Here is a 7,856-nt window from a genome sequence, read left to right as displayed (position 1 = left end):
CTTAAAATAAGATAAAGTTTATTCTGTGTAACAGAATATAATACATAGAAGGAAAAACTTACTAAAATATTGGAAATATTCATATAATTTTATTCTTTATAAAAAAAAGTAAAAAATTATGAAAATTTATCCTTATCTTACAAATCTAAATACATTCAAATTTTTTCATCCTCTTTTTTTACCTTTTTCTTCTAAACTTTTAGGAAGTAGTTTTCACTTGTAATGTTTCATCATTTTACCTCAAATTTAGTATTTTTATCTTAAAAAGGAATATGTATGCCTACCTCTCGATTGGCTGCCTGGGTCATGTGGATAGTCGCTTCGATCTTTTATGCCTATCAATATCTATTAAGAGTGATGCCTAACATTGTAATCGATGACATCATGCAACAATTTCAAATTGGAGCAGCCACAATCGGTCAATTTTCAGGTATCTATTACATCGGTTACTCTCTGATGCATCTACCTCTGGGAATATTATTAGATCGCTATGGACCTAGAATGATCATGAGCATTTGCATCTTATTGACAGTTATTGGGTTACTTCCTCTTATTTTCGCGACACATTGGATTTATCCAATTGCTGGGCGTGCTTTGATTGGAATGGGGTCTTCTGCAGCAATTCTTGGATTGTTCAAAATTATTCGTTTAAGCTTTAGCGAAGAAAAATTTCCTCGTCTACTTAGTATTTCTGTGATGATAGGATTATTAGGAGCAATTTATGGAGGAGGACCTGTCGGTTACTTGCGTGAAATATATGGATATCACGCAATCGTTCAATTATTTGCTTTAATCGGTATTGTTTTAATGGGAATTACTTACTGGATGATTCCTAATGTGAAAAGTTCTCGATCAACCTCTATGATGAGTGAGATCAAAGATGTTATTTTTAATAAACGCGTCATTTGGTGTTGTCTATTTGCAGGTCTAATGGTTGGACCTCTTGAGGGTTTTGCCGATGTCTGGGGGCGCTCATTTTTAAAAGAAGTTTATCAATTTGACGGAACTTTAGCTGCCAGTTTACCTTCCATGATTTTTATAGGCATGTGTTTTGGAGCTCCAATTTTAAGTTTAATTGCCGAGAAAACAGGCAATTACTTAACAACTATTATTGGGGCTGGAATCATTATGACAATCAGCTTTTCTAGCTTGCTTATTTGGCATTTAAATACAAATTGGATGGGATTTAATTTTATTATTGTAGGCATTTGCTGCGCTTATCAAATTTTGGCTATTTATAAAGCTTCAACATATGTTTCTGAACAAGCCGCAGGTTTAACAACAGCAGTGGCCAATATGATCATTATGATCTTCGGATATACTTTTCATGCAATCATAGGTAGTATAATTAATGTATTTGGTGGCTCAAATAATGAACAAGCATTAATCTACGGAATTGCCGTTATTCCGATTGGATTAACTATAGGTATCCTGGGCTTTGTCATTTTATTCATGTCTGAGCAAGTTAAAACAGAGAAAGAACTTTTGCCAAGTTCTTAAATGACTCTTGTAAATCACTAATCATCCCTCGAAAGTTTTTCTCGAGGGGTGGTGTAGTCATAAAAAGTTAAGTTCACTATTAACTCTAAAAATTAAAAATTATGAAGGAATTGGTCGAGGATTTCTTTCTTTAAAATCTCTTTGATGCCAGTAAGGGTAAACAGGTTGCTTTTCACTCGCCGCATCTAATTTGGCAATTTGTTCTTTTGTTAGACTCCAATTGAGTACACCGAGATTTTGTTTTAACTGTTCTTCATTACGAGCTCCAACAACAACATTAACAACAGTGGGCCTTTGTAAAATCCAATTTAAGGCGATTTGTGGAATTGTTTTTCCTGTTTCTTTAGCTATTTGATCAATCGCATCAATGACATTGTATAAATATTCATCATCCACTGGAGGACCTCCAACAGATCCACCCTCATTTATACGTCCTTCAGCAGGTTTTTGCCCTCTTCGTATTTTCCCAGTTAACCGTCCCCATCCAAGCGGGCTCCAAGCCATCAATCCTACTCCTTGATCTATTCCAAGAGGCATCAATTCTTCTTCGTAATCTCTTCCAATCAAAGAATAATACCCTTGATAGACAACATAGCGAGCTAAACCATATTTTTCAGAAGTTGCTAGTGATTTCATTAAATGCCAACCAGAAAAATTTGAACATCCAATATAACGAACTTTCCCACTTTGAATCAGATTGTCTAATGCCCCTAAGGTTTCTTCTGGTGGTGTTAAAGCATCAAAACCATGCATAAAATAAATATCAATATGGTCTGTTTCTAGTCTCTTTAAACTAGCTTCACAAGCTTCAATAATGTGATAACGTGAAGATCCTAAATCATTTGCTTTATCGCCAATTTTAAAGGTCGCTTTAGTAGAAATTAAGGCTTGATCACGCTTTCCTTTAAGAGCTTTACCTAAAATTTCTTCTGAAGCTCCCGCAGAATAAACGTTGGCTGTATCAAATAAGGTAATCCCGGACTCTAAACATAAATTAATAAGACGAGTGGCTTCTTGAACATCTGTATCTCCCCACTTCCTAAAAAATTCGTTAGTCCCTCCAAAAGTGGCTGTTCCAAAACTTAAGGCGGGAACTTTCAAACCCGAACGCCCAAGCTGTCTATATTCCATAAAATCTTCCTATCCGTTAATTCAGTTGATACTCTGATAGCTCAAAATATTGCCTTCCAAACAAAAATTTTATGCATAATATATTTAGAGGTATTAGACAACATATTAAATAAAAATATTTAAAAAATATTCCTAGCATTGCTTTTCCTTCAATCAGTACAGGAATTTTTTGTTTTTCTAAAAAATGCTGCTGCGATTTCTTTAAGAGTAATTTATGGTTTTATATTAAATTTAAAAATTAAAACATGTAAGAAAATTTATATTGACTTCATCTTTATATACAGAGCAAAGACCATGGAAAACTTCGGAATAAACCTTTAATATAAGATTTTTCTTTTTAATTCTCATTTGTGCCGAATTTACAAACAAAATAATTTGTTTGTCATCTCCAGGAAGAAAAGATATTTAAATAGGTAAAATTTTGTCCTATTTACTGCTTGTCCATTAAGGCTACAAAAACTCCTAAATAATCGACATAAGTCTTCTCTCCTTTCATAATTTTCGCTGATAAGCTTAGGCGAGCTTTTCCCATTCTTTGAAATGTTTTTAAAAATCTTTCCCATTTTGTTAAATCTGGCATTTCACATTCCGCCTCAAAGTTAGTTGAAACAGGTAACAGATAATTTACTTCACTTTTTGCAATCACGATTTGGACTGGTTTTACATAAATATCAGCTATATTTAGGTGTAATAAACTCCAACATGACAAAGTAGCCACGGCGTGCAAACTTCCCCCAAAAACCGTTTTCTTGTGATTTAGGTTATTTAATAAAGGAGCTTCTAATGTAATTTTTAATTTGGAAGCTTCCTTCACAGTAACCCCCATTGCTTTAGAAATAGGAATGTGTTTCCAAAGATACATTTCTAATTCATCTTTAGGTAAAATCATGAAAAACTCTTTTGTTCAAAGTAAATAAAATTTAGTAATTTTAACCCACTTTTGTTAAAATTAAATTTGTATTAACCAAAATTTAATTATTATGGAATTATCTTTAGCTTATTATAATGATCCCATTTTAAGAAAAAAAACTGAACGTGTGAATCATATCGATGATGCATTGAGACAATTAATCTATGATATGGTGGAAACGATGCACACGATGAAAGGGATTGGCTTAGCAGCCCCTCAAGTTCATCACTCAATTTCATTATTTGTAACATGTGTTCCAGTTAAAAACAAAAATGGCTTATGGGAATCAGGGAAAGATCGTGTGTTTATTAACCCTCAAATTCTTAGTATGAGTGAAGAAACACAATCCTTTTCAGAGGGATGCTTGTCCATCCCCAATCTCCATATGAATGTGACAAGGCCTGCTAAAATTACGATTCAAGCTGTTGATTTAGAAGGTAATTTATTCGAAGAAATTTTCACAGGACTTCAAGCCACTAACTTTATGCATGAATATGATCATCTTAATGGAATCCTGATTATTGATTATTATAGTCTGGAAGAGCGAAAATCTTTAGAACAACTTTTTAGCACTTCTATCCAATTGTAGAAATACTAAATGGAGTGCTTGTGCCTTTGCTGTAGTGGAAATTTATATGAAAGCTGTTGAAAAATATTATATAAGGGAAAATTTGCGCAAAATGTGCTAATTTTGATGCACCCTCGCTATGCAGCTTACGCCAATCATCTATCTTGCCGATTATATTATTCAAACGACTCATCCCAAACATCCTCATTTCCGGATAGACAAACACTTATGGGCTAAAGAAATTCTATTGCTTTGCCATCACACAAAATTTCGAAAACTTGAGATTTTAGACTTTTTAGATGGAAAAGAAGAAGTAAAGGTTACTTTTATTGCTTATCTTCAAAAAGGGTTTAGATGATTCTTTTCAAGAAAAAAGCCTCAGAAGTTGATCGACAACTAAGTGAAAAATCAACCATGTGTTTTCCCATTTCTTCTGCACTCTACGTAAATGGCAAACTTCCTTTTAATCCAGCTGTTTTAACAAGTCCCGGATAAATGAATGAGAAACGTAAATTGGAATGATAATAAGTCAATAAAAAGCCCCTGTGACAAATTCATCTTTTTCTCAGATTCATTAATCTCTCTGAAAATATTTGAAACAAAGCAAAGTTTTTTAAACAAACTTCGGATTTATTTACTTGGAAAGTTTATGCTATGGTTTTGTAAGCTACAAGAGCTGTCGCTGTTTCAATGATTTTTATTAGTTATTTACAAGGCTTCAACTTATTAATAACCGATAACCTGGACTTCTGTTAAAAATCTTCCTAAATCTAATCTTAACAGCTCATCATTTCCACATAAATCGGCATCATGATCAGATTCTAAAGTTAATTTTACTTTTGACTTAGCTGATTTTGCTAAATCAAAAAGATTCTGTATATATTCTGCGGGAATCATGGCATCATGCGTTGCTTCTATTAGTGCTAAACGTCCTTTTACATGAGCAATTCTTTCATCGTTTGCATAACGAAAACAGTTTTCCATCACAGGTTTGACCCAATCAGTTAAAAAATAAAGGAAAGGAGGGAGCTTACACAAAGTAATGAGCCTTAGTTGTGCAAATGTTCCCATATTTATCGGCGCACGATCAACCAAGGTAGGAATAGAATGTTTAGAAGCAAGATGTAAGATTGGGCCTGCTCCCATGCAATGGCCATAACCTAAAATTTTATAATTGCTTAAATTTTTAACTTTTATCAAATATTCATAAGCTGCTTCTACATTTTCATAAGATGCTTGTTCAGAAATTTTTCCTTCACTTCGACCTGTTTGTGAATAATTGAATACAAGCATGTTCATACCGTATCCAACTAAGAAAGTACCTATGGTTTTTCGTCTGAATTCAAATATATGGCCACTTCCAGGAGCATAAATGACTGTCCCAGCATTTGCCTTATTTAATTTGCTTATAACATGTGTGGAATCTATCTGAGAACTATTTTTAGGAATGCCTAAAGCTACATAATCTCTTCCATTATGTTGTTTAAGGGTTAAACTTAATCTATCAACCAAATGAAGAAGATCCTGCTTATCTTGTGGAATCCAAAGAATTTCTTGAACTTGCTCTTGCGTTAATTGAAGGTTATCTTTTTGAGCTCCTTTATTAATCAAAACCTCCAAACAGGCACTACTGTTCAAATACATGGCAGAAATTTGATGCCCATCTGGCATTTTTAAACTTAACTCTTCCCCACCTAAGGATTGCAAAATCAGCCGTGAATTTTCAACTCTAGCGGCGCTACATTTTTTTTTAAATGAGTGCGTAGAAGAAAAGATTACTGCCCGCGCCGCTACAAAAAATAAGGCATAAGCCAATGCATCAATTGCTACAGATTTTAATTTATCTTTAATCCAAATTATTGTTCGTCCTAAATATCCCATTCCAGTTTTTCCTGAAAATGTTTTATCTAAACAGAAATAACTCCTTGAAATGAAAACAGGATTTAACATTTTTTAATGATACCGTTTATTAGGTTATATACTATTTAATAAAAATCTTTGACATGCCGTTTGCAAACGAGAGGCACGCTGATGCTGCATCACCCGATTCATAGCTAAAATAGCCGGTGCTAATACGATTGACATGATTTTTTTTCTCTGAGATTCGCTTATAGCCTCTTTTTTTAAAACTGTTTTTTTTAAATACTGCAGAGCTAAAGCCGCTGCTCCTCTATCCACGCAGCTTTTGCAAGCTTCGTTAACGCTATCAGGGTAAAATCTCAAGCAAATTGCTTCAATAATTTCCATATAAGCAAGTTCAATAAAATCTAGTCGTTCCTGATGCGAAAGTTCCACTTGATTAGAAAAATAAAGTTGATGCACATGATCTAAAATTTGCCGACAATCGTGTTTCCAATCTAATTTTAATGCCCAAGACCAAAAATAATTTTTCCCCTCGAACATTTCAATCATAAACTGTTCTTTAAATTGTGTCGCATTTGAGATTAAACTGAATTTTTTACTTTGCCAATAAAAGTCCGAATCTTTAGACAATGTGATCACATATAGTTGATTGGGATATTTCTGTTCTAATTCTTCAATAGCTTGAGATCTAATCCCTTCTGAACCCTTTCTCTGCATGAGATTAAAGTAAATATGCTTTTTTTCTTGCCTTTGATAACTTTCCAGAAAGCCAATAAATTCTTTAACAACTTTTGCTTTAACTAAGACTCCTGATAAATCACGTTTACAATCTTTTGTAACAGTAGGCGTACGAATCATTTTTATTTTTTTAGGAATTCCATTTTTTTCGATAGAATAATGATATAAAACGGAAGGGATGTCGCCTAAATAATGGGGATCATAAAGACGCAATGACTCCTCTACCCCCGTATATCTTGGATGCTTACTCAGATCTTTATGAAATAAATCAATAACGTTAGGCAATTCCGCAGTCTTTGCAGACAACAACTTTGCGTTTGAAAAATTATCTAGTTCTTGTTCAACGAAATAAATCATTTCTGGAAGCAGTTTAGGGCCTGTATAAAGCCATTCGCATAATTGGTCTAACCATTGAAAACTAGGATCATTTAAAATTTCTTGTGAAGTTAAGCTTTTTCTTTCTTTCATTAAATCTCTGAGATGCATCAACATCGTCTGATGGAATTGACGTTTATCATTTTCTGTTTTTAATGAAGGAGCATTTAAAATTAAATTCACCAAATTTAAAGTTTTTTTAGCGAATGATGAAACAATATGGGGTTCTAATTCTGCGTAAGTTTGTATGTCATGAATGCAATCGATTTGTTCCTTTACAAATTGCTTAAGTTGGGAAAAATAAGTATCAAATATGTTAGATTCAAATAAGTAATGACAGTCGCTAAAATGTAAGTGAATAGCATGCATGCCTAGTCTGCGGCTAATAATAAATATTCCATCTAAAATTAAAAAAAGAGGAAGTGCGACAACCGCAACAAGTTTTGCTAAAGAAAAAGTTGCTCTTAATCCATGTAGACCTATTTTATAAAAACAATTGCCCTGTGGATTGTTTTTGAAGGATTTTTGTTGATAAGAAATTCCTTTCAAAACAAAAGAAGCTACTGGACTACGATTATAAATCAAATGCATGTAAAATCCTTCAAAAATAAATTTTTATTAATAAACAATTAATATAAATCAAACAAATTCTCATTTATTTACAATAAAAAATTAAACTAAAATCAAAAACAATAAATTTATATAAAAATTTAATAATTACTTAATTTATTTTAAGTTTTTTTTAAAGATATTAAAGCTGACTATGTAGAA

At 32.8% G+C, this 7,856-nt stretch carries 8 protein-coding genes; 4 read left to right on the top strand and 4 right to left on the bottom strand.

The window, feature by feature from the left end; all coding sequences use genetic code 11:
* Positions 1 to 276 precede the first annotated feature (276 nt).
* Complete coding sequence (locus BU804_RS06350; protein ID WP_075883432.1) at positions 277 to 1,500, top strand: MFS transporter; 1,224 nt, start codon at positions 277 to 279, stop codon at positions 1,498 to 1,500.
* 99 nt (positions 1,501 to 1,599) lie between these two features.
* On the opposite strand, the gene BU804_RS06345 is transcribed toward BU804_RS06350, so the two are convergent.
* Complete coding sequence (locus BU804_RS06345) at positions 1,600 to 2,631, bottom strand: aldo/keto reductase (RefSeq protein ID WP_075883431.1); 1,032 nt, start codon at positions 2,629 to 2,631, stop codon at positions 1,600 to 1,602.
* A gap of 430 nt (positions 2,632 to 3,061) precedes the next feature.
* Positions 3,062 to 3,520 carry a thioesterase domain-containing protein gene (locus tag BU804_RS06340; protein ID WP_075883430.1) on the bottom strand — a complete coding sequence of 153 codons (459 nt, stop codon included), beginning with the start codon at positions 3,518 to 3,520 and terminating at the stop codon, positions 3,062 to 3,064.
* Between the two features lie 91 nt (positions 3,521 to 3,611).
* Between BU804_RS06340 and def the strand changes: the two genes are divergently transcribed.
* The 3 genes from def (at position 3,612) to BU804_RS13340 (ending at position 4,604) form a co-directional block, all read left to right on the top strand.
* Positions 3,612 to 4,130, top strand: a complete 519-nt coding sequence (gene def, locus BU804_RS06335; RefSeq protein ID WP_075883429.1) for a peptide deformylase — start codon at positions 3,612 to 3,614, stop codon at positions 4,128 to 4,130.
* 118 nt (positions 4,131 to 4,248) lie between these two features.
* Entirely contained in the window at positions 4,249 to 4,467 is a 219-nt protein-coding gene (locus BU804_RS06330; protein WP_075883428.1) for a YchJ family metal-binding protein, read from the top strand.
* Entirely contained in the window at positions 4,464 to 4,604 is a 141-nt protein-coding gene (locus BU804_RS13340; RefSeq protein WP_158025034.1) for a hypothetical protein, read from the top strand. The genes BU804_RS06330 and BU804_RS13340 overlap by 4 nt, the downstream gene beginning before the upstream one ends.
* Positions 4,605 to 4,835: 231 nt before the next feature.
* Here BU804_RS13340 and BU804_RS06325 read toward each other — a convergent pair whose 3' ends face one another.
* On the bottom strand, positions 4,836 to 5,990 hold the full coding sequence (locus BU804_RS06325; protein WP_158025033.1) for an alpha/beta hydrolase: 1,155 nt from the start codon (positions 5,988 to 5,990) through the stop codon (positions 4,836 to 4,838).
* A 93-nt stretch (positions 5,991 to 6,083) separates the two neighbouring features.
* Positions 6,084 to 7,676 carry a hypothetical protein gene (locus BU804_RS06320; RefSeq protein WP_075883426.1) on the bottom strand — a complete coding sequence of 531 codons (1,593 nt, stop codon included), beginning with the start codon at positions 7,674 to 7,676 and terminating at the stop codon, positions 6,084 to 6,086.
* Positions 7,677 to 7,856 lie beyond the last annotated feature (180 nt).

Origin of the sequence: Candidatus Protochlamydia sp. W-9 (genome assembly GCF_001950615.1) — a bacterium.
In the GTDB taxonomy this organism is placed as follows: Bacteria; Chlamydiota; Chlamydiia; order Chlamydiales; family Parachlamydiaceae; genus Protochlamydia; species Protochlamydia amoebophila.
Note: the sequence above shows the minus strand (reverse complement) of the source record. Positions and strands in the feature narration are given on the sequence as shown.